Source organism: Thioalkalivibrio sp. ALJ15, from assembly GCF_000383695.1.
Lineage (GTDB): Bacteria > Pseudomonadota > Gammaproteobacteria > Ectothiorhodospirales > Ectothiorhodospiraceae > Thioalkalivibrio.
In genome coordinates, this window is record NZ_KB912058.1 from 166105 (window position 1) to 186184 (window position 20080).

At 67.8% G+C, this 20080-nt stretch carries 19 protein-coding genes; 6 read left to right on the top strand and 13 right to left on the bottom strand.

Annotation, left to right across the window (positions count from 1 at the left end; genetic code table 11):
* Window positions 1-8 precede the first annotated feature (8 nt).
* The 4 genes from G015_RS0107545 to lgt all read right to left on the bottom strand — a co-directional run bounded on the left by G015_RS0107545 (window position 9) and on the right by lgt (window position 3641).
* Window positions 9-1409, bottom strand: coding sequence for an MBL fold metallo-hydrolase RNA specificity domain-containing protein (locus G015_RS0107545; protein WP_020146395.1), 1401 nt, complete (start codon window positions 1407-1409; stop codon window positions 9-11).
* A gap of 75 nt (window positions 1410-1484) precedes the next feature.
* The gene (locus tag G015_RS0107550; protein WP_020146396.1) at window positions 1485-1976 is read right to left on the bottom strand and encodes a dihydrofolate reductase; all 492 of its coding nucleotides are present in this window, start codon (window positions 1974-1976) and stop codon (window positions 1485-1487) included.
* Window positions 1976-2794 carry a thymidylate synthase gene (locus G015_RS0107555; protein WP_020146397.1) on the bottom strand — a complete coding sequence of 273 codons (819 nt, stop codon included), beginning with the start codon at window positions 2792-2794 and terminating at the stop codon, window positions 1976-1978. The genes G015_RS0107550 and G015_RS0107555 overlap by 1 nt, the downstream gene beginning before the upstream one ends.
* A gap of 1 nt (window position 2795) precedes the next feature.
* Entirely contained in the window at window positions 2796-3641 is an 846-nt protein-coding gene (gene lgt, locus G015_RS0107560; RefSeq protein WP_028490902.1) for a prolipoprotein diacylglyceryl transferase, read from the bottom strand.
* 72 nt (window positions 3642-3713) lie between these two features.
* On the opposite strand from lgt, the gene G015_RS0107565 reads away from it, so the two are divergent.
* From G015_RS0107565 to G015_RS0107590, 6 genes are all read left to right on the top strand, one after another.
* Complete coding sequence (locus G015_RS0107565; protein WP_026301105.1) at window positions 3714-5747, top strand: thioredoxin domain-containing protein; 2034 nt, start codon at window positions 3714-3716, stop codon at window positions 5745-5747.
* A 72-nt stretch (window positions 5748-5819) separates the two neighbouring features.
* Window positions 5820-6233, top strand: a complete 414-nt coding sequence (locus G015_RS0107570) for a rhodanese-like domain-containing protein (RefSeq protein ID WP_020146400.1) — start codon at window positions 5820-5822, stop codon at window positions 6231-6233.
* Between the two features lie 114 nt (window positions 6234-6347).
* Window positions 6348-7163, top strand: coding sequence for a GNAT family N-acetyltransferase (locus tag G015_RS0107575; protein ID WP_020146401.1), 816 nt, complete (start codon window positions 6348-6350; stop codon window positions 7161-7163).
* A gap of 4 nt (window positions 7164-7167) precedes the next feature.
* A complete protein-coding gene (locus tag G015_RS0107580; RefSeq protein WP_020146402.1) occupies window positions 7168-7914 on the top strand; it encodes a 1-acyl-sn-glycerol-3-phosphate acyltransferase in 747 nt (248 codons plus the stop codon).
* A 65-nt stretch (window positions 7915-7979) separates the two neighbouring features.
* Entirely contained in the window at window positions 7980-9167 is a 1188-nt protein-coding gene (locus G015_RS0107585) for a glycosyltransferase family 1 protein (RefSeq protein ID WP_020146403.1), read from the top strand.
* Window positions 9142-9672, top strand: coding sequence for a phosphatase PAP2 family protein (locus G015_RS0107590; RefSeq protein ID WP_020146404.1), 531 nt, complete (start codon window positions 9142-9144; stop codon window positions 9670-9672). The genes G015_RS0107585 and G015_RS0107590 overlap by 26 nt, the downstream gene beginning before the upstream one ends.
* A gap of 181 nt (window positions 9673-9853) precedes the next feature.
* Here G015_RS0107590 and G015_RS0107595 read toward each other — a convergent pair whose 3' ends face one another.
* The 9 genes from G015_RS0107595 to G015_RS0107635 all read right to left on the bottom strand — a co-directional run bounded on the left by G015_RS0107595 (window position 9854) and on the right by G015_RS0107635 (window position 19964).
* The gene (locus tag G015_RS0107595; protein WP_020146405.1) at window positions 9854-10183 is read right to left on the bottom strand and encodes a hypothetical protein; all 330 of its coding nucleotides are present in this window, start codon (window positions 10181-10183) and stop codon (window positions 9854-9856) included.
* A gap of 45 nt (window positions 10184-10228) precedes the next feature.
* Window positions 10229-11410: an alanine--glyoxylate aminotransferase family protein gene (locus G015_RS0107600; protein WP_020146406.1), complete on the bottom strand. Its 1182-nt coding sequence runs from the start codon at window positions 11408-11410 to the stop codon at window positions 10229-10231.
* A 64-nt stretch (window positions 11411-11474) separates the two neighbouring features.
* Complete coding sequence (gene glcF, locus G015_RS0107605; protein ID WP_018994064.1) at window positions 11475-12740, bottom strand: glycolate oxidase subunit GlcF; 1266 nt, start codon at window positions 12738-12740, stop codon at window positions 11475-11477.
* A 3-nt stretch (window positions 12741-12743) separates the two neighbouring features.
* A complete protein-coding gene (gene glcE, locus G015_RS0107610; RefSeq protein WP_020146407.1) occupies window positions 12744-13856 on the bottom strand; it encodes a glycolate oxidase subunit GlcE in 1113 nt (370 codons plus the stop codon).
* Window positions 13853-14272 carry a DUF302 domain-containing protein gene (locus G015_RS0107615; RefSeq protein WP_018138452.1) on the bottom strand — a complete coding sequence of 140 codons (420 nt, stop codon included), beginning with the start codon at window positions 14270-14272 and terminating at the stop codon, window positions 13853-13855. Before G015_RS0107615 ends, glcE begins: the two co-directional genes overlap by 4 nt.
* Before the next feature lie 27 nt (window positions 14273-14299).
* Window positions 14300-17092, bottom strand: coding sequence for a TRAP transporter permease (locus G015_RS0107620; RefSeq protein WP_020146408.1), 2793 nt, complete (start codon window positions 17090-17092; stop codon window positions 14300-14302).
* Window positions 17089-18090 (bottom strand): TAXI family TRAP transporter solute-binding subunit, encoded by a 1002-nt coding sequence (locus G015_RS0107625; protein ID WP_018138454.1) that lies wholly within the window; start codon window positions 18088-18090, stop codon window positions 17089-17091. Before G015_RS0107625 ends, G015_RS0107620 begins: the two co-directional genes overlap by 4 nt.
* Window positions 18091-18325: 235 nt before the next feature.
* A complete protein-coding gene (locus G015_RS0107630; RefSeq protein ID WP_018175474.1) occupies window positions 18326-18958 on the bottom strand; it encodes a PEP-CTERM sorting domain-containing protein in 633 nt (210 codons plus the stop codon).
* Window positions 18959-19289: 331 nt separating this feature from the next.
* Window positions 19290-19964 (bottom strand): PEP-CTERM sorting domain-containing protein, encoded by a 675-nt coding sequence (locus G015_RS0107635; protein ID WP_018138456.1) that lies wholly within the window; start codon window positions 19962-19964, stop codon window positions 19290-19292.
* Between the last annotated feature and the right edge of the window lie 116 nt (window positions 19965-20080).

Here is a 20080-nt window from a genome sequence, read left to right on the forward strand (position 1 = left end):
GTGCGGGGTTACAGGGTGATGGTCTCGCCAAAGGCTGGCACATGCGCCTCGGCCCCCAGCTCGTCGCGCAGGCCTGCGGCCAGGGCCTCGCGCGCCTCCGGCTCGCCGTGGACCAGATGGAACACCGGCTGGTCCTGAAAGCCGCGTGCCCATTCGAGCAGCTGGCTGCGCCCGGCGTGGGCGGAAAAGCCGCCCAGGGTGTGGACCTTCGCGTTCACCGCTACCTCGTCGCCCAGCAGCTTGACCTTCTCGGCGCCGTCCACCAGCCGCCGCCCCAGGGTGCCGGCGGCCTGGAATCCGACGATCACCAGATGGGCCTCGCGCCGCCACAGGTTGTACTTCATGTGGTGACGGATGCGCCCGCCATTGCACATGCCGGAGCCGGCGATGATGATCGCGCCGCCGGTGATGCGGTTGATCGACATGGATTCTTCCACCGTGCGACAGACCTGCAGCCCGGGCAGGTAGGCCGCTGGATCCCCATTTGCTGCTTCGTGCAGGCGGTCCATGTCCTCCGGGTCCAGCGTCCGCCGCAGGCGGGTGTACAGCTCGGTGACCTTGATCGCCATCGGGCTGTCGAGAAAGACCTTCTGCTGCGGCAGGCGCCCGGCGTGGTGTAGCATGCTCAGGTGGTAGAGGATCTCCTGGGTGCGGCCGACCGCGAAGGCCGGGATCAGCATGTTGCCGCCGCTCTCGTCGGCCTCGGCCAGTACCTGCGCGAACTCCTCGACCGTTTCTTCCATCGGGCGGTGGTCGCGGTCGCCGTAGGTGCTCTCCAGCAGCACGTGGTCGGCGTGTTCCGGGCGCGCGGGCTCGTGCATCAGCACGGCGTCGTCATTGCCGAGATCGCCCGAGAACACCAGGTGACGGTCGCGCCCGCCGGAGGGCACGATCAGATCCACGATCGCGGAACCGAGGATGTGCCCGGCATCGCGGAAGGTCAGGCCGATTCCGCCCGCGATCTTGCGCGCCTGGCCGTAGGGCACGGCCTCGCACAGCCCGAGGGTGGTGGCGACATCATCGATGTCGTAGACCGGCTCCAGCAGCGGCTTGTCCGCCCGCCGGCGCCACTTGTTCTCCCATTCGACGTCCTTGCTCATTACGAACGCGGCGTCCTCGAGCATGATCTCGAGCAGCTCTTCCGTGCCCGGCGTGCAGTAGATCGGGCCGCGGTAGCCGTCGCGCACCAGCTTGGGCAGTAGCCCCGAGTGATCGAGGTGGCCGTGGGAGAGGACCACCGCATCGATTGTTTCCGCCAGTTCGGCGAGCGAGGCGCGATTCGCCTCGTCCGCCTCGCTGTTGCCCTGGTGCAGGCCGCATTCCAGCAGGATGCGGGCGTCGTTGGTCTCGAGGAGATAACGCGATCCGGTGACTTCGCCGGTCGCGCCGAGAAAGGTCAGTTGTGCCATGGCAGGAAGTGTACGCACGGTCAGGCCCGTCTGCGCAACCCGCTGGTGCTTTCCGGGCGCGCCGGGCGCTTCGGTTCAGCGGCGCTCCAGGCGTTCGAAGGTAAAGGCGCAGGCGTGGCGGTCGTCGGGTTCGTGGCGTTCGGACCAGACGCAGTCCCAGTCATCGGGGTTGATGGCCGGGAACCAGGTGTCCCCGGCATGGGATTCGTGCACGCGGGTCAGGTGCAATACGGAGGCCCGGGGCAGGGCCTCGGCGAACAGCCCGGCACCGCCAATCACGAAGGCCGGACCCTCGGGGATGGAGGCCAGGGCGCTGTCGAGATCCGGATAGACTTCTACACCGTCCTCCTGCCAGTTCGCCTGGCGCGTCAGCACCAGGTTGCGGCGTTTCGGAAGAGGGCGGCCGATGGACTCGAACGTGCGCCGACCCATGATCATCGGGTGCCCGTCGGTGACGCGCTTGAAGTGCTGCAGGTCCTTCGGCAGGTGCCAGGGCAGATCGTTGTCGCGTCCGATCACATGGTCCGGGTCCAGCGCGACGATCAGGTGGATCTCGGGGGTCGCCATCAGATCGCCACCGGCGCCTTGATTGGCGGGTGCGACTGATAGTCGCGCACCTCGATGTCGTCGAAGGTGAAGGCGAACAGGTCGGTGACCTCGGGATTCAGGTGCAGGGTGGGCAGCGGCAGGGGCTCGCGGCCCAGCAGCTCGTCCACCTGCTGTTCGTGGTTGTGATACAGGTGGGCGTCGCCGAAGGTGTGCACGAAGTCGCCCGGTTCCAGGCCGGCGACCTGCGCCAGCATGTGTGTGAACAGGGCATAGCTGGCGATGTTGAACGGCACACCGAGGAAGACGTCGGCACTGCGCTGGTAGAGCTGGCAGGACAGCCGGCCATCGGCGACGTAGAACTGGAACAGGGTGTGGCAGGGTGCCAGCGCCATGCGCCCGGCGTTCGCGTTCTCCTGCGGCGAGACGGACTCGTCCGGCAGGTCGGCCACGTTCCAGGCACTGATGATGTGGCGCCGCGAGTAGGGGCGGTTCTTCAGGTTGCTCACCAGTTCGGCCAGCTGGTCGTGCCCGGCCCAGTTGCGCCACTGCGCCCCGTAGATCGGGCCCAGGTCGCCGGCCTCGGTCGCCCACTCGTCCCAGATGCGGACCTTGTGTTCCTTGAGATAGCCGATGTTCGTCTCGCCGCGGATGAACCACAGCAGTTCGTGGATCACCGAGCGCAGATGGGTGCGCTTGGTGGTGACCAGCGGAAAGCCCGCAGCGAGGTCGAAACGCATCTGGTAGCCGAACACCGAACGTGTGCCGGTGCCGGTGCGGTCCGGGCGGTCGGTGCCGTGTTCGCGAATATGGCGGACGAGGTCGAGGTATTGCTGCATGTCAGGGGCTCTCGGCATTCGGACGGGATTCCGGCACGGCGTTCTTGCGCGACCAGAGGATTAGGCCGATCCCGAACAGGATGACCGGCAGGCTCAGCACCTGGCCGAGCGTCAGCCAGTCGAAGGCCAGATAGCCGATATGCGCATCCGGCACGCGCACGAACTCGACCAGGAAGCGGAAGCTGCCGTATAGCGTCAGGAACAGCCCGGACACCAGCCCCGTGCGGCGCGGATGACGCGAGACGATCCACAGCACCACGAACAGCACCAGCCCCTCGAGGAACGCCTGGTACAGCTGTGACGGGTGGCGCGGCACGTAGTCGGCGGCCGGGAAGATCATCGCCCAGGGCAGGTCGGTGGGCTTGCCCCACAGCTCGCCGTTGATCCAGTTCCCGATGCGCCCCGCGCCCAGGCCGATCGGGATCAGCGGGGCAATGAAATCCGTCAGGCGGAAGAAGCCCACGCCGAGACGGCGCGCATAAAGCCAGGCGGTTACCAGCACCCCGACCAGACCGCCGTGGAAGGCCATGCCGCCTTCCCAGACGCGGAACAGGCTGACCGGGTCGGCCAGCGTCGCATCCAGGTTGTAGAACAGGGCATAGCCCAGGCGCCCACCGATGATTACGCCGATCGCGCCCCAGAACAGCAGATCGCCGACCTGTACCGGCTGCAGGGGCGCCCAGCCCTGCGTGCGTGCACGCCAGGCCCCCAGCGCCCAGAAGGCCACGAAGCCGATCAGGTACATCAGCCCGTACCAGTACAGGGTCAGGGGTCCCAGCGACAGGGCTACCGGATCGATAAACGGGTGCGTGGGCATGGTCGCTTGCGGATGGAAAATCGGCTGCACATGCTACCCGGCCTGGCCCTGACGTGCACCTGTGCCCGCCGGGGCGAATCCGATTTCCAGGGAGGTCGTGCGATGAACCGACTGGCTGGAGCCAGCAGCCCGTATCTGCTGCAGCATGCCGACAATCCGGTGGACTGGTATCCGTGGGGCGAGGAGGCGCTGGAGCGCGCCCGCCGCGAGGGCAAGCCGATCCTGCTGTCGATCGGTTATTCCGCCTGTCACTGGTGCCACGTGATGGCGCATGAATCGTTCGAGGATCCGGCCACCGCCGAGGTAATGAACCGCCGCTTCATCAACATCAAGGTGGATCGCGAGGAGCGTCCCGACCTCGATCGTATCTACCAGAACGCCCACATGCTGCTGTCCCAGCGCCCGGGCGGCTGGCCACTGACGGTGTTCCTGACCCCCGACCAGGTGCCGTTCTTTGCCGGCACGTACTTCCCCAGTACCCCGCGCCACGGGCTGCCGTCATTCGTCGACCTGATGAACCGGGTGGCTGATTTCCTCGCGGAGCACCCCGACGAGATCCAGCGCCAGAACGAGTCCCTGCAGCAAGCGCTCTCACGCATCTACCGCCCGGCAGGCGGGGCGATACCGGCGATCGGCGCACTGGACAAGGCGCGGGCGGAACTCGCGCAGACCTTCGACGCGCAGTTCGGGGGCTTCGGCGACGCGCCCAAGTTCCCGCACCCGGCCAGCCTCGAATGGCTGGCCTGGCACTCGGCGCGCCACGATGATGCCGAGGCCGACCACATGCTCGAACGGACGCTCGCGGCGATGGCCGCAGGCGGGATCTTCGACCAGGTCGGTGGCGGCTTCTGCCGCTACTCGGTGGATGCGCGCTGGATGATCCCGCACTTCGAGAAAATGCTCTACGACAACGGGCCGCTGCTGGGCCTGTACGCCGAGCGCGCGGCCACCGGCGACGACCGCGCCCGGCGCGTGGCCGAGCAGACGGTCGCCTGGCTGGAGCGCGAGATGCGCGACCCCTCCGGCGCGTTCTACTCCAGCCTCGACGCCGATTCCGAGGGCGAGGAGGGTCGCTTCTACGTCTGGGATCCGGAGACGGTCGAGGGTCTGCTGGCGGAGGACGAGTGGGCGGTCGCCAGCCGGGTCTGGGGGCTGAACGGCCCGGCCAATTTCGAGGGCCGCTGGCACCTGCACGAGGTGGTCCCGATTGCGACCGTGGCCGATGCCGTGGGCATCGACCAGTCCGAGGCGGATGCGCGCCTCGGCCGTGCCCGCGAGCGCCTGCTGGCCGCGCGCGAGCAGCGCGTGCGGCCGCATCGCGACGACAAGATCCTGGGCGCCTGGAACGCGCTGATGATTACCGGGCTCGCCCGCGCCGCGCGCGCGCTCGGGCGGCCCGACTGGCTGGGACTCGCCCGCGCGGCGATGGACGCGGTGCGCGAACGGCTCTGGCGTGACGGTCGGCTGTTTGCCAGCTACCGCGAAGGGGCAACCGGCCAGCTGCCACGCGCCTATCTGGACGACCACGCCCTGCTGCTGGAGGCCACGCTGGCGCTGCTGGAAGCCGAATGGGACAGCGACCTGCTGGGCTGGGCCACAACCCTGGCGGAGGCCCTGCTGGACGACTTCGAGGATGCCGAGCACGGCGGCTTCTTCTACACCGCGCGTGATCACGAGGCGCTGATCCAGCGGCCCAAGGTCTACGCCGACGACGCGATGGCCGCCGGCAATGGCATCGCCGCGCAGGTGCTGCAGAAGTTCGGCTTCCTGCTGGCCGAGCCACGCTATCTGGAGGCCGCCGAGCGTACGCTGGCCAATGCCGGGCCGATGATCGAGCAGGCCCCGCTGGGGCACATGAGTCTGCTGATCGCGCTGGACATGCATCATCAGCCGCTGCCGTTGATCGTGCTGCGTGGCGCGGCGGACGAGCTGCCGGCCTGGCAGCAGCGCCTGCGGTCACAGGGCCGCCCGGTGTGGGGGTTCGCGATCCCGGGCGATGCCGACGGCCTGCCGGCAACCCTGGCGGAGAAGACGCCGCCGGAGGCTGGCGTGTGCGCCTATCTCTGCCGCGGCCTGCAATGCGAGGCGCCGGTAGCGGCCCCGGATGCCCTGGAAAACGCCCTGGGTCAGGGTTGAATCGGCGCCCTTTGGCCACAGTTTGAAGTACCGTCGTATCCGTTTTCTGTTCACTGCAAAGGGAAGGTTCGAATGAGCGAGAAGAAGCTGATGGATTTCGTCGCCGAGGCGCGCCAGAACGTCGAGGAGATCCCCCCCGAGGAACTCTCGGAGAAGATGGAGGCCGGAGAGGACTGGTTGCTGGTGGACGTGCGCGAACCCTACGAATACGAAAAGATCCATGTGCCGAACTCGCTGCTGATTCCGCGCGGCCTGCTGGAAGGCGCGGCGGACCCGAACACTCCGCATCGCATCGATGCGCTGGTCAACGCCCGCGAGAAGCCGGTGGCCGTGATGTGCGCCACGGGCGGACGTGCCGCGATGTCGGTGCAGCGCCTGCGCGAAATGGGCTTTGGCCAGGTCGTCAACGTGGCCGGTGGCATCAAGGGCTGGGAGGCCGAGGACCTGCCGGTGGAATCCGGGGCCTATACCGGTCAGCTGCCGTAGAGTCCTCCTTCCTGCCGGCCCGCGTGGCGTGTTCACGCGAACGTCACGCGGGTTACACGAGGCCGTAAAAACGCGGGCGTAGTCTCCGAGGCAGTTCAACCGGAGGTGGCGCCCATGACCGCACCGCAGATCATCCCGCCCGTAAAGGCGGCTCACGCCGAGACGGGCTTTCGCGTTCATCTGGCCGCCGGACCGGGCGACCTGGAGGCCGCCCAGCGCCTGCGCTACTCCGTGTTCGCGGAGGAGAGGGGCGCGCGACTCCCCGACGCCGAAGGCGGGCTGGATGCCGATTACCTCGACCCCCACTGCCATCATCTGCTGGTGCGCGAGCCCCGCACCGGGGAGCTGGTTGCCTGCACACGCATCCTGACCGAGGAGAGCGCGGCCGTTGCCGGTGGCTTCTACTCGCTGGCCGAGTTCGAGCTGGGCCCGTTGATGAACCTGCCCGGCAAGACGCTGGAGATCGGGCGCACCTGTGTGCGCGCGGATCAGCGCCAGGGCGCGGCGATCAATGCCCTGTGGTCCGGTCTCGCCCGCTTTATGACCGCGCGGCAGTATCAGTATCTGATGGGCTGCGCCAGCCTGCCGCTGACCGAGCAGACCCCGGCCCAGCTCGCCTGGCTGCGCCTGTTCCATCGCGGCCCGTCGCGCCTGCGGGTCACGCCGCGTCGCTCGTTGCCCAACTCCCTCAGTATCTGGCACGGCACGCCGTCGCGCGCCGGTCTGCCGCCCCTGCTCAAGGCCTACCTGCGCCTGGGCGCCCGGATCTGTGGCGAGGCCTGTCACGATCCCGACTTCAACGTCGCGGATCTGCTGGTCCTGCTGGATGTCAGGGACCTTCCGGATCGCTACCATCGGCATTTCCTGGGCGCGTCCGCGCCCGCAAGCCGAGGGTTGCACCATGACGGGAAGCCTGCGGGCATCGGGTAGGCTGATGCGCATTCTCCTGCACCTGCTGAAGGGCGTCTGGCTGACCTGGCGCATGTCGCGCCGGGGCGATGACTTCGAGACGCGCAGCCGCATCCGCCGCGACTGGTACGACCGTGCGCTGTGGCTCGCGGGTGTGCGTTTTCGCCTGACCGGAACGCCGCCTGAACAGGCCTCGCTGGTGGTCGCCAATCACGTCTCGTGGCTGGATATTCCGCTGATCGGCGCGGCTGTGGACCCGTGTTTTCTGTCCAAGGACGAGATTGCCCGCTGGCCGGTGATCGGCTGGCTGGCGCGCCAGCACGACACGCGTTTCATCCGCCGCGGCGCGGGCGAGGCGAACGCCCACATCGACGCCATGCGCGAGGGCCTCGACGAGGGTCGGCACTTCGTCGTGTTCCCGGAGGGGACGACCAGCCGCGGGCAGGGCGTGCGCCGTTTCCACCCGCGCCTGTTTGCCGCGGTGGGTGAGAACGGCCATCCGGTGCAGCCGGTGGCGCTGGACTACGAGCGCCCCGAGGGCGGTCCGGTCCCCGTCGCCTATACCGACGACGACCGCCTGCTTGTGAATGCCTGGCGCCTGCTGTGCCGCCGCGAGACCCGCGTGCAGGTGCATTTCCTTGCGCCGCTGCAAACCGCTGAAGAGGATCGCCGTTCGCTGGCCGAGGCCTCGCGGGATGCGATCGTCGAGCGCCTGGGGCTGCCCGCCGAGCCCCTGGACCCGCCCACCACGAAGCGACGAAAGGCGCGCTGACCATGGAGGCCGCGACGATGCCCGCCCCGTTTCCCCTTGCATCGCGTGGCCCGAATCCAGGTCGTTTGAACGTGGCCCTCGTGACCGAGACCTGGCCACCCGAGGTCAATGGTGTGGCGCATACCCTCGAGCGGCTGACCGAGGGGCTGCGGGAACGCGGCCACCGGGTACAGGTGATTCGCCCGCGGCAGGGGCTGGATCAGCCCGTCGCGGGGCCCCGGCATGCAACGAGCCCCGAGGATGTCACGCTGCCCGGTATCGCGATCCCCGGTTACCGGGGGCTGCGAATGGGCCTGCCCTCCACGCGCCGGTTGCGCCACCTGTGGCGGCAATCACCCCCGGATGTCGCGTACATCGCCACCGAAGGACCCCTCGGGCATGCCGCGCTGGCGGTGGCCAGGCAACTGGGTATCCCGGTGGCCTCGGGTTTTCACACGCGTTTCGATGGCTATGCCCGCCATTACGGGCTGGGGCTGCTGACGCTCCCGGTGCGGCGTCTGCTGCGCCGGTTTCACAACCGTTGCGGCGCTACCCTGGTACCCACCCGCGCGCTGGCCGAGGAGCTTCGGGGTCAGGGCTTTCGACGGGTGGGGGTGCTGGCGCGAGGCGTGGATACCCGGCGTTTCACCCCCGCGCGTCGTTCCCGGACGCTGCGGGGGCAGTGGGGCGCGAGTGGCCCGGCGCCGGTCGTGATCCATGTGGGACGCCTGGCCGCGGAGAAGAACCTGGATCTGGTGATCGCCGCCTTCCGCGCGATCCAGACGGCCCGTCCCGATGCGCGGCTGGTGCTGGTGGGGGACGGCCCCCAGCGGGAGCGCCTGGCGCGCGCGCATCCGGATGTCATTTTCGCCGGGCAGCAGACCGGGCAGGCCCTCGCGCAGCACTACGCCAGCGCGGACCTGTTCCTGTTCCCGTCGACCTCCGAGACCTTCGGCAATGTGGTGATCGAGGCCATGGCCAGCGGACTTCCGGTGCTCGCCTTCGATACGGCCGCCGCCCACGAGCACCTGGCCGATGGCATCTCGGGTACTCGCATCTCGCTGACCGGCAGTCGCCGGGTCGACGAGCAGGCCTTCGTGCGCGCGGCACGCGAGCTTGCCGACTGCCCCGAGCAGTGGCCGCTGCTCGGGGCGCGTGCGCGGGAGCATGCGTCCACGCTGGACTGGTCCGAAGTGATCGGTGGCTTCGAGTCCGTCCTGTTGCAACTGGTACAGACGGAGGCCCGTGATGCGCATGCCTCGGCGCATGGATGAGGCGGAGCTGGCGATCTGCCAGCTGTGCAATCAGGTCAATCGTCAGTGGGCGGTCAGTCGCTTCTTCGGACTGATTAGCCGCCTGGGAGACGGGGTCTTCTGGTACGGGCTGATGCTCCTGCTGCCGCTGTTCCATGGTCCGCAAGCCGCCTGGGTCAGCCTGCAGATGGCCGTGGTGGGGCTGGCGTCGTTACCGCTGTACAAGTGGCTCAAGCGCCGTACGAGCCGGCCGCGACCTTGCAACCGCGGCCGTCCGTTCACCCGCACGGTGGATCCGCTGGACGAGTTCAGCTTCCCCTCCGGCCACACCATGCATGCGGTGGGCTTCACGGTCGTACTGGTGGCTTGGTTTCCCGTCTGGGCCTGGCTGGTGGTGCCGTTCGCCGCCCTGGTCGCCGCTTCGCGCCTGGTGCTGGCGCTGCACTATCCCAGCGATGTCGCGATGGGGGCACTGATCGGGGCCAGCATGGCCGGGGCGGTGCTGGCACTGGCCGGCCTGGTTTGAACTGACCTGATGGTGCGGTTGCGAGCGGCCGCTCAGGAAGTGTTCCGTTGCCCCACATCTTGAACAGACAATCCCGGCCGCCATGAAGCGAAGAGCCGGGATCTCCGGGACGGTGCCAGTGCACGCGAGGTCCCGGATAACCGCGATGCGGTTTCCGGGATGACGGCGAGGCAGGTGGGGATCAGCCGCGCGAGGAGAGGGCCTCGTCGTTGTAGGCGGCGTCGATGGTGACGATGGTCTTTTCGACCAGGCGGAAGCCCTCGACCGGGGCGTCGTCGGCCATGTATTTCAGGCGTACCGGGCCGATGGCCTTGACCGCCTCGGCGCGCTCCAGGGTGGCGTCCGAACGATCGGCGCCGGCACCGTCCATCAACGCCACCAGCACCTCGGCGGCGATCGGGTTGCGGTGCGAGCCTTCGCGTGCCTTGTCCAGCGTGGCGGCTGGGTCGCCGTCCAGGAAGACCCCGTCCATATTTTCGTCCAGGTACTGCAGCAGTTCGGATAGCGTCATGTTGCGTCTCCCGCAGGTTTTGTTATCGGCTCGGGTGGTCCAGCGCTACGCTTGCTTGTAGCTCGCGCGGGCGGCGGCCAGGGCCTGGCCCGGTTTCACTGCGCCCATGTCGGCCAGTACCGCCTCCAGCGCAGACAGGCACAGCGACACGTTACGCTCGTTCGCGCCATGGCCCATCAGGCCGATGCGCCAGACCTTGCCGGCATAGGGACCGAGCCCGGCGCCGATCTCGAGGTTGTAGCGCTCCAGCAGCTCCGCACGCACGGCGGCCTCGTCCACGCCTTCGGGGACGTGTACGGCGTTGAGTTGCGGCAGGCGGTGGGCCTCGTCGACCAGGAACTTCAGGCCCATGGCCTCGAGGCCCGCGCGCAGGGCTGCGTGGTGGCGGGCGTGGCGGGTCCAGCTGTTCTCCAGGCCTTCCTCGGCGAGGATGACCAGCGACTCGTGCAGCGCATACAGGGCGTTGATCGGCGCGGTGTGGTGGTAGGCGCGCTTGCCGCCGCCACCCCAGTAGCCCATCACCAGGTTCAGGTCGAGGAACCAGCTCTGGACCTTGTGGCTGCGCGCCTGGATGCGCTCCACCGCACGCTGGCTGAAGCTGACCGGCGACAGACCCGGGGTGCAGGACAGGCACTTCTGGCTGCCGGAGTAGATCGCATCCACGCCCCAGTCGTCGACCTTCAGCGGGCTGCCGCCCAGGCTGGTGACGGCGTCGACGATGGTCAGGCAGTCGTGTTCGCGGGCCATCCGGCACAGGGTCTCGACATCGGAGCAGGCGCCGGTGGAGGTCTCGGCATGCACGAAGGCGAGGATCTTCGCGTCAGGGTTGCCCTTCAGCGCGTCCTCGACCTTGCCCGGGGAGACCGGGGCGCCCCAGTCATCCTCGACCACCACGGCGGTGCCGCCGCAGCGCTCGACGTTCTCCTTCATGCGCGTGCCGAACACGCCGTTGATGCAGACGATCACCTTGTCGCCCGGCTCCACCAGGTTGGCGAAGCAGGTCTCCATGCCGGCGGAGCCGGGGGCGGAGACCGGCAAGGTCAGCGCGTTCTCGGTCTGGAACGCGTACTGCAGCAGGCCTTTCATCTCCTCCATCATGCCGACGAACACCGGATCCAGGTGGCCGATGATCGGGCGGCTCATCGCGCTCAGCACGCGCGGGTTCACGTCGGAGGGGCCGGGGCCCATCAGGGTGCGCTGCGGGGGGAGAAAGGATTTTGCCTGCATGGATGCGTCTACCGGATTGGAAAAGGGGGAATCTAGTGTGCCGTACCGGTCCGGGCAAGCGCCCCTACGCACCGGCGGGAGTTGCCGGGCAATGGCGCTCGAGCAGCGTGAGCCAGTGCTCGACCGGGGTGTCGGTCCCGGACTGGAGATGCGTCTGGCAACCGACGTTGGCCGTCACGATGCGCGCGGGCGTGGCGGCCTCCAGGTTGTCCAGCTTGCGGGTACGCAGCCGGGCGGCCATCGCCGGCTGGGTGATCGAATAGGTCCCCGCCGAACCGCAGCACAGGTGTGGCTCCGCTGTGGGTACCAGTTCGAAGCCGGCCGTCTGCAGCAGCGGCTCTACGCGCCCGGCCAGGCGCTGGCCATGCTGCAGGGTGCAGGGGGCGTGCCAGGCGATCGGGTCGTGGCCTTGCGGCGCGCGGATGCCCAGCTTCTGTACGGCAGCGGGGGTGAACAGTTCCACCGGATCGCGTACGCGCTCGGCAACGGTGCGTGCGCGTTCCGCGTAGTCGGGGTCGCCGGCCAGCAGGTGGCCGTAGTCGCGCAGCATCACACCGCAGCCGCTGGCGGTGCTGACCACCGCGTCCACGCCCTGGTCGAGTACGCCTTTCCAGGCGTCGAGGTTGGCGCGCACCCGTTGCCGGGCGCGCTCCTCGAACGCCAGGTGATGTTCGACCGCGCCGCAGCAACGCGTTTCAGCGACTTCCACGACGTCGATGCCGAGGCGCCCCAGCAGGTTCTTCAGCGAGGCGTTGGTGCGTGCGTCAATCGCGTCATGTACGCAGCCAGCCAGCAGCAGGATGCGCCCGTGGGGGAAACCTTCCAGGGTTGGCGAAGGGGTCGGTTGTGTCGTTTCGTGGGCTTCCTGTCGCGCGGGTACCCGACGGCGCAGGGTCGCCGGCAGGACGGGGCGGACCAGGCGCCCCAGCCCCAGGGCCATTCGGAACGGCCAGCGTGCGGGCAGGGCGCGGGCCAGCAGGCTGCGCAGGCCCCGGTCACGCCAGTTTCGGTCGAGGTCGTGCTCGATCACCTCCCGGCCATAGGCGACCAGGTGGTTGTAATCCACGCCGGAGGGGCAGGTGGTCATGCAGTTGAGACAGGTCAGGCAGCGGTCCAGGTGGGTGCGCGCGGTCGGGTTGGCCTCGCCAGATTCGAGGATTTCCTTGATCTGGTAGATGCGGCCGCGCGGGCCGTCGACCTCGTCGCCCAGTTCCTGGTAGGTCGGGCAGGTCGCGTTGCAGAAGCCGCAGTGCACGCAGGCGCGCAGCGCATCCTCCGCAATGCGCGCGGCCGGGTCATCGGCGAAGCGTTTGTGCAGCCGGGTCTCCATGGCTCAGGTCGTGCGCGGCCGGCGGGAGCGCGGGTTCGGCAGCAGGGGGGCGAAGAAGACGCCATCCGGGTCCAGGGACTCGCGCAGGCGGCCTTCCAGGGCCTCCAGTGCCTCCCCGCGCGGGTGCAGGCGGGACACGCCCGGGGCGTCGCCGAGCCACAGGCGGGCGTGCCCGCCGGCGTCGGTCACGACGCGGCGCACGGTCTCAGCGTGCTCCGTCGTGCGCAGCCAGCGCTCCGCGCCACCCCAGTTCATCAGCCATTCGCCGGAAAGCGCGAGCGGTTCCGTCGCCGGCGGCAGGCTGATCCGCCACAGCCGGGCCTCGGCGGCCAGCTCGTCCGTGAACAGGGGCAGGCTGCGGTCCCTCAGCGCGTCCCAGAAGCCCCGGGCCGGGTCGCCCGGTTCGGCGTCGATGCGCTGGATGGCCTCGTCGACCGCCTCCTCGCCGCCACCGAGCCGAATATGGGTGACGCCGTCGTGCCAGGCGATCCCCGAGAACGGCCACCCGGTGCGCCCCCAGGCGCTGCAGCGCGCGACGAACGACTCCGCATCATCCTCGCGTTGCAGGTAGCGCTCGCAGGGCGGTCTTGGCAGCAGCTTGAAGCTGGTCTCCAGGATCAGCCCGAGACCGCCCTGGCTGCCGCACATCAGACGGGAGACATCGAAGCCGGCGACGTTCTTCATTACCTGGCCGCCGAACTGCAGGATCTCGCCACGTCCGTTCACAACCCGGGTGCCCAGCACCGCATCGCGTAGCGCGGCGGCCCACGGGCGCCGCGGTCCCGACATCCCCAGCGCGACCATGCCGCCGACGGTGGCTTCGAGAGTACCCAGCGCGGGCTCGAAGGGGAGCATCATGCCGACCTCGGCCAGCGCCTGGTCCAGGGTGACCACGGGCGTTCCGCTGCGCACGGTGACGACCAGCTCGCTCGGCTCCAGGGTCGCGATACCCCGGTGCTCGCGGGTCTCCAGCTGGAGTACACCGGAGGGGAGGCCGTCGGGGAAGCTCTGATCACCATGCTGGCGCCCGCCGCGCACGGCGATTCGGGTCCCCGCAACGCTGGCCTCGCGAATCGCCTCCGCGAGCGGCGCGGCATGGTCCTTGTTATCTCTCACCGGGTGGCAGGCTCACCGGCTTCCAGTGCCTGGCGGACCCGTTCGAGGCGTTCCCGGACATCGCTGGCAAGGGCCTCGACGCCCGGTTTGTCCACCAGGGCCATCACCGCTACCGGGTCCATGAAGCCGACGGTGCAGGTCCCGTCCTGGTTGTCCTGCACCAGGACGTTGCAGGGTAGTAGCAGCCCGATGTTGGGATCGGCCTCGATGGCATGACGCGCGAGATGCGGGTTGCAGGCGCCGAGGATGCGATAGGGGCGATGATCGAGATCCAGCTTCTTCTTGAAGGCGGCGGCTACATCGATCTCGCTGAGGATGCCGAAGCCCTCCTCGCCGAGGGCCGCTGTCGTGCGCTCGATGGCCGTATCCATCGGGACGCTCAGAATCACGTTAAAGCCGTACTTGGGTTGTTCCATGGTGCCGTCTTCCTGTCGCGTGGGTCGTCAGGCGCTGAGCGCCGGTGCCGTCGCGGTCGGCCCGGCGGGCGGTTCGCGACGGCGCTGGTTCCAGGCCACCAGCAGCGCCGGCAGCATGCCCGGGAGGTACCACCAGTAGGGGCTCGGGCGGTCCGTATCCACGAGCACGCTGGTGATCGTCCAGCCACCTTCCAAGCCTACCCGGCCGGCCGGGCTGCCAAAAGCAACCGTCTGGATGCGCGCTTTTTCCGTGTCCGTATCGAAGGTGACATCGAGTCCGGCATCGGACAGGCGCTCGCGCGGCTCCAGGCCCGGGTCGCCCAGCGGGAACATCACGGTGCGGGTGATCTCGCGGCCCTCCAGGTCGATGCCGGTGGCCTCGACCCGCAGCGATTCGCGATCCGGGATGGTCTCCACGACCTCGAACAGCTGTTCGGCCGGCACACGCTCGTAGGGCTCCGCCACGCGGTCCATCAGTACGGTCGGGGCCAGCAGCACGAACGCACTGACCAGCAGCAGTGCCGATTCCCAGCGCCGGCTGCGGGCCAGGAACCAGCCCTGGGTCGCCGCAGTGAACAGGAGGATGCCCGCCAGAGAGCCGAGGAAGACCAGCAGCAGCTGGAACACGTTATCCACGCCGATCAGCAGCAGCTGGCTGTTGAAGATGAAGAAGAACGGCAGCGCGATGGTGCGCAGGCTGTAGGCGAAGGCCTGTATGCCGGTGCGGATCGGGTCCGCCTTGGCGACGGCCGCCCCGGCGAACGAGGCCAGCCCCACGGGCGGTGTCACGTCCGCCATGATGCCGAAATAGAACACGAACAGGTGTGCGGCGATCAGCGGGATCAGGATGTCGTTCTGCGCCCCAAGCTCCACGATCACCGGGGCCATCAGGGTCGCGACCACGATGTAGTTCGCGGTGGTCGGCAGCCCCAGGCCCAGCACCAGGCTGATCAGCGCGGTCAGCAAAAGCACCATCAGCAGGTTGCCGCCGGACAGGGTGTCGACCAGGTCGGTCAGCACCAGTCCGACCCCGGTCATCGCGACGGTGCCGACGATGATCCCGGCCGCCGCGGTCGCCACCCCGATGCCGATCATGTTGCGCGCGCCGGTCTCGAAGCCCTGGAACAGCTCCCACACCCCGACCCAGGTCGCCTGGGCGAGCCGGCCCTGGCGCCGGAACAGCGCCACCAGCGGCCGCTGGGTCAGCACGATGAAGATCATGAACGCCACGGCCCAGAAGGCGGAAAGCCCCGGCGACAGGCGCTCCACGACCAGGGCCCAGACGAGCACCACCAGCGGCAGCACATAGTGCAGGCCGCCCAGCACTGTGGGCAGCACGCGCGGCAGGGGACGCTCGGTATCCAGCGGCTCCGCCTCCGGCTCGTGGGCGGCAATCCACAGCAGCACCATATAGGCGGTAAACAGCAAAGCGGCGATGATCCAGGCGGCGGCGTCGCCGGCCAGGTCCTTGATCCAGCCGAGCCCCCAGTACACCGCGGCGGCGAGGATGATCAGGCTGGAGACGGTAATCCCGAAGCTGATCAGGCGGCCGCGCCAGGTGGTGACGGTAGCGCGCTTGAGGCCCTCCATGCCGTTCTTGCAGGCCTCCAGGTGCACGATGTAGATCAGCGCGATATAGGCGATCAGGGCCGGCAGGATCGCGTGCTTGAGGACCTCGACATAGGGAATCCCGACGTACTCGACCATCAGGAACGCGGCCGCACCCATCACCGGCGGCATCAGCTGCCCGTTCACCGAGCTGGCGACCTCCACGGCCCCGGCCTTGTGCGGGCTGAAGCCGACCCGCTTCATCAGGGGCACGGTGAAGGTCCCGGTGGTGACGACATTGGCGATGGACGAGCCCGAGACCACGCCGGTCATCCCGGACGCCATCACCGCCGCCTTGGCCGGGCCACCGCGCATGTGCCCCAGCAGCGAGAACGCCACGCGAATGAAGTAGTCGCCGGCGCCGGCCCGTTCCAGTAGCGCGCCGAACAGCACGAACAGGAACACGAAGCTGGTCGAGACGCCGAGCGCGATCCCGAACACGCCTTCGTTGGACAGCCACTGCTGGGCCATCGCGCGCGGATAGCTGGCGCCGCGATGGGCAATGATGTCCGGCATGATCGGGCCGGCGAAGGTGTAGAACAAAAAGATCGCGGCAATGATCGTCAGCGCCGGGCCCAGTACCCGCCGGGTGGCCTCCAGCAGCAGGATCAGGCCGATCCCGGCGACGATCAGGTCGACGTCCGAGGGCGCCCCGGGACGGTCGGCCAGCTCGGCGTGGAACAGGTACAGATACAGCGCACTGAAGGCCGCGATTGCAGCGAACATCCAGTCGGTCAGCGGTATGTGGTGGATGGGGTCATGGCCGCGCAGCAGCGGCAATGCGATCACCAGCAGGGTCAGTCCGATGATCACGTAGACCTCGGCCAGACGCTCCAGGCCCAGCAACTGCCAGACCCCGAACACCATCAGGATCAGCCCGCCCAGGGCATAGGTCACGCCAATGGCGCGTGGCCAGGACACGTGGCGTGTGCCCGGGCGGATCGCGGGGAACAGCAGGTAGGCCAGGAAGACCGCAAAGGCCAGATGGATCGAGCGCGCCTCGGTATCCGAGACGACAAAGAAATCCAGCCAGTCGCCCAGGGGCGAGGCGATCCAGATCTGGAACAGCGACCAGGCCACCGCCGTCAGCCAGATCAGGCTGCGCGTGCCGCGCCCCGGATGACGGGCGCCGGATTCCAGCTCCTGGGCGGTCTCGGCCGCGTTGTCGGCCGGTTCCGTGGCCTCCCCGGTGGTCCCCCTGGTTTCGCTCATTCGATCAGCCCCGCTTCACGGAAATAGCGTTGGGCCCCCGGATGCAGGGGGGCCGACAGTCCTTCGTCCACCATCGTCTCGCGTTCCAGCGGGCCAAAGGCCGGATGCAGGCCGCGAAAGGTCTCGAAGTTCTCGAACACCGCGCGGGTGATCTCGTAGACCGCGCGTTCCGATGTAAGGGTCGAGGTCACCAGCGTGGCGCCGACACCGTAGGTATGGATGTCGTCGTCCTGGCCCGGGTAGGTGCCGGCGGGGATCAGCGCGCGCAGGTAATAAGGGGTGTCCTCGACCAGTTGGTCGACGGTTGAACCCTCGATCGACACCAGTCGGGCGTTGCAGGTCGCGATGGGTTCCTGAATCGCGGCCGAGGGGTGGCCGACGGAAAATACAAAGGCGTCGATGCGGTTGTCGCAAAGCGCCTGGGCCTGCTCGCGCGAGGGCAGCTCACTCACCCGGCGAAAGGTGTCCTGGTCCCAGCCCAGCGCCCCCATCAGTTCTTCCATCAGGATGCGCTGGCCCGAGCCCGGGTTGCCGATGTTGACGCGCTTGCCGGGCAGGTCATCCAGCCCCTCGATGTCTGCGTCGGGGCGCACCACCAGGGTGAGGGGTTCGGCATGCAGGCTGAACGCCGCCCGGAGATGGGGAGCGGGCCCGAATTCCTCGAAACGCCCGGAGCCCCGATAGGCGTGGTACTGCAGGTCCGACTGCGCGACGCCGAAGTCCATGTCGCCCGAGCGGATCATGTTGAGATTGAAGACCGAGCCGCCGGTGCTCTCCGCTGTGCAGCGCATCCCGTGCTCGTCGCGACGGGTGTTGAACAGGCGGCACAGGTGCTGGCCCGCCGGGTAATACACGCCGGTGACCCCGCCTGTGCCGATATTGATGAAGCGCGATTCGGCCTGCGCGGTGGTGGCCAGTAGCAGGCTGACCAGGGTGAGCACTGGCAGCAGGCGTTGCAGCCATCGCCGGTCGGCCCTCGGCACACTGGATCGATTCATACGCCCTCCGGGGTCATGCCGGGAACGAATCGCGGCAGTGCCGAGGATTCTAGGGAGACGCCGATCAAATAGCACGTTCGCGTTCAGGTCGACTGTGCCTGCGGGCCGGGGGCGATGGGGATCGCCTCGCCTTCGGTCATCCGCGGTCCTGTGCAGGCCCCTCTTCAATCAGGGTAAAGGACACGCCCGACAGGCGTGCCCTTGATGGCGCGGCGACGGGCCGTTGGGCGTTCGCCTAGGCCGGAAAACGGGGCCCCTGGCGTCGGTTCCGGCGAAGCATCAGCCCGAGCAGGCCGAGCCCCAGTCCCATCAGCAGCATCGTCTTCGGTTCGGGGACGGTGCCGACCTCGCCCGAACGGTAATAGACGCTGATATGCGAGATGTTGCGTGTGGCCACACCCGGATAGCTGAAGGGCGGTTGGGTGAAGGGTGAGCTGTAATTGCCATTGATCCCGGTCATCAGGAAGCCGACCAGGTTGGTGCCACTGCCATGACTGAACACGAACAGCAGGTCTCCATAGTCCCATTCGGAATCGAGGTTCCATTGCCCGCTGTGGCGATTGCCATCAAAGCTGGCGAGGGTCGAGCTGTTCGACCCGGGGGAGGTCCAGCGGCCGTCGAATAGCCAGTCGCTGATTCCGAAGAATCCGGTGTCGCCCGCGGTATTCACAAGCCAGCTGGAGGGATCGCCGGTGGTGGAGTCGGTGGCTGCGCCATCCAGTGGCGACAAAATCTGACAGCCGAGATTGTTGGTGACCTTGTCACCGACGTTGCCGGACAGGGCAGTGCAATCGAGCAGTGCGGCCTGGGTGGCCCCGGAGAGCGACAGGGTCAACAGGAACACCGTTCCGGCCAGGAACGAGAGCAATGGCTTGCATGACATCGAGCTTACCTCCATGGGACGAAAGTCCCTCCATGGTTTCTCATGAATGCGGCTGGGGCGCGGATCGCCTGAAAGTGCCATCACTCACAAGGCGGGAATGCAGCACGCTTCGTGCCATGTTCGACGAGATGGGGGATTCGGGCGATGAAACAATCGCTTGTGAGATTTGATGTGGAGAGGCGGTCGTGGGTTACGGCCGAGATGTAAAAGAACCGGACATGTTCGGTCGAGGCGAGCGAATCACTGTGGATCAGGAGGCATGAACGAAATGATGGCGCCACATGGGCGCCATCATGCCAAGTCGAGCAGGACGTGATCAGGCCGCCATCGTGTCCCTGCGTGCTTTGCGGCGGACGGCGATACCCAGCAAGCCCAGACCCAGACCCAGTAGCAACAGTGTGTGGGGCTCCGGTACCTGCCCGTTCGGACGGTAGTAGATGCTCACGTGGGAGATGTCTTTGGGGCTTGCACCCGGGAAGTCAAACGGCGGGTCAATGAATGGCGAGAGGTAGCTGCCGTTATAGCCAGTCATCAGGAACCCGGTCAGATTGGTGCCGCGGCCATCCTTGAACAGGAACAGCAGGTCGCCGTAGACAAAGCTCGGATCCAGTGTCCAGGTCCCGCCCTGGGAGGTTCCGTCCAGCGTGACCAGGTTGAGGGTCGGATCGGCCGGATCAAACTCCAGCGGATCGCCGTTGCTGTTCGGCGGATCTTCCCAGCGGCCATCGAACTGCCAGTCACTGATGCCGAAAAAGCCCGTGCCACCGGCCGTGTTGACGATCCAGTTGGAGGGGTCGCCTCCCACAGGGTCGTTTGCATGCCCATCCAGGGGTTCGAGGATCTGGCAGCCGATGTTGGCGGTGACGCGGTTTTCAACGCCGCCATCCAGGCTGGCGCAGCTGATCAACGAAGCCTGTGCGGCGCCGGAAAGGCCCAGGCCCAGCAACAGGGCGGCACTCGCGAAATAGGGTGTAGTACGTTTGGGGTTCATTCGATGCACCTTCCCTGGGAATAGCCCCCTGGGTGGCTTGCGCGGATCCGGCCCATCCGGTCCTTGTGCACTCAGGGCTATGCAGAAACGGTGCCATTCCCATATGCGCGCTAATT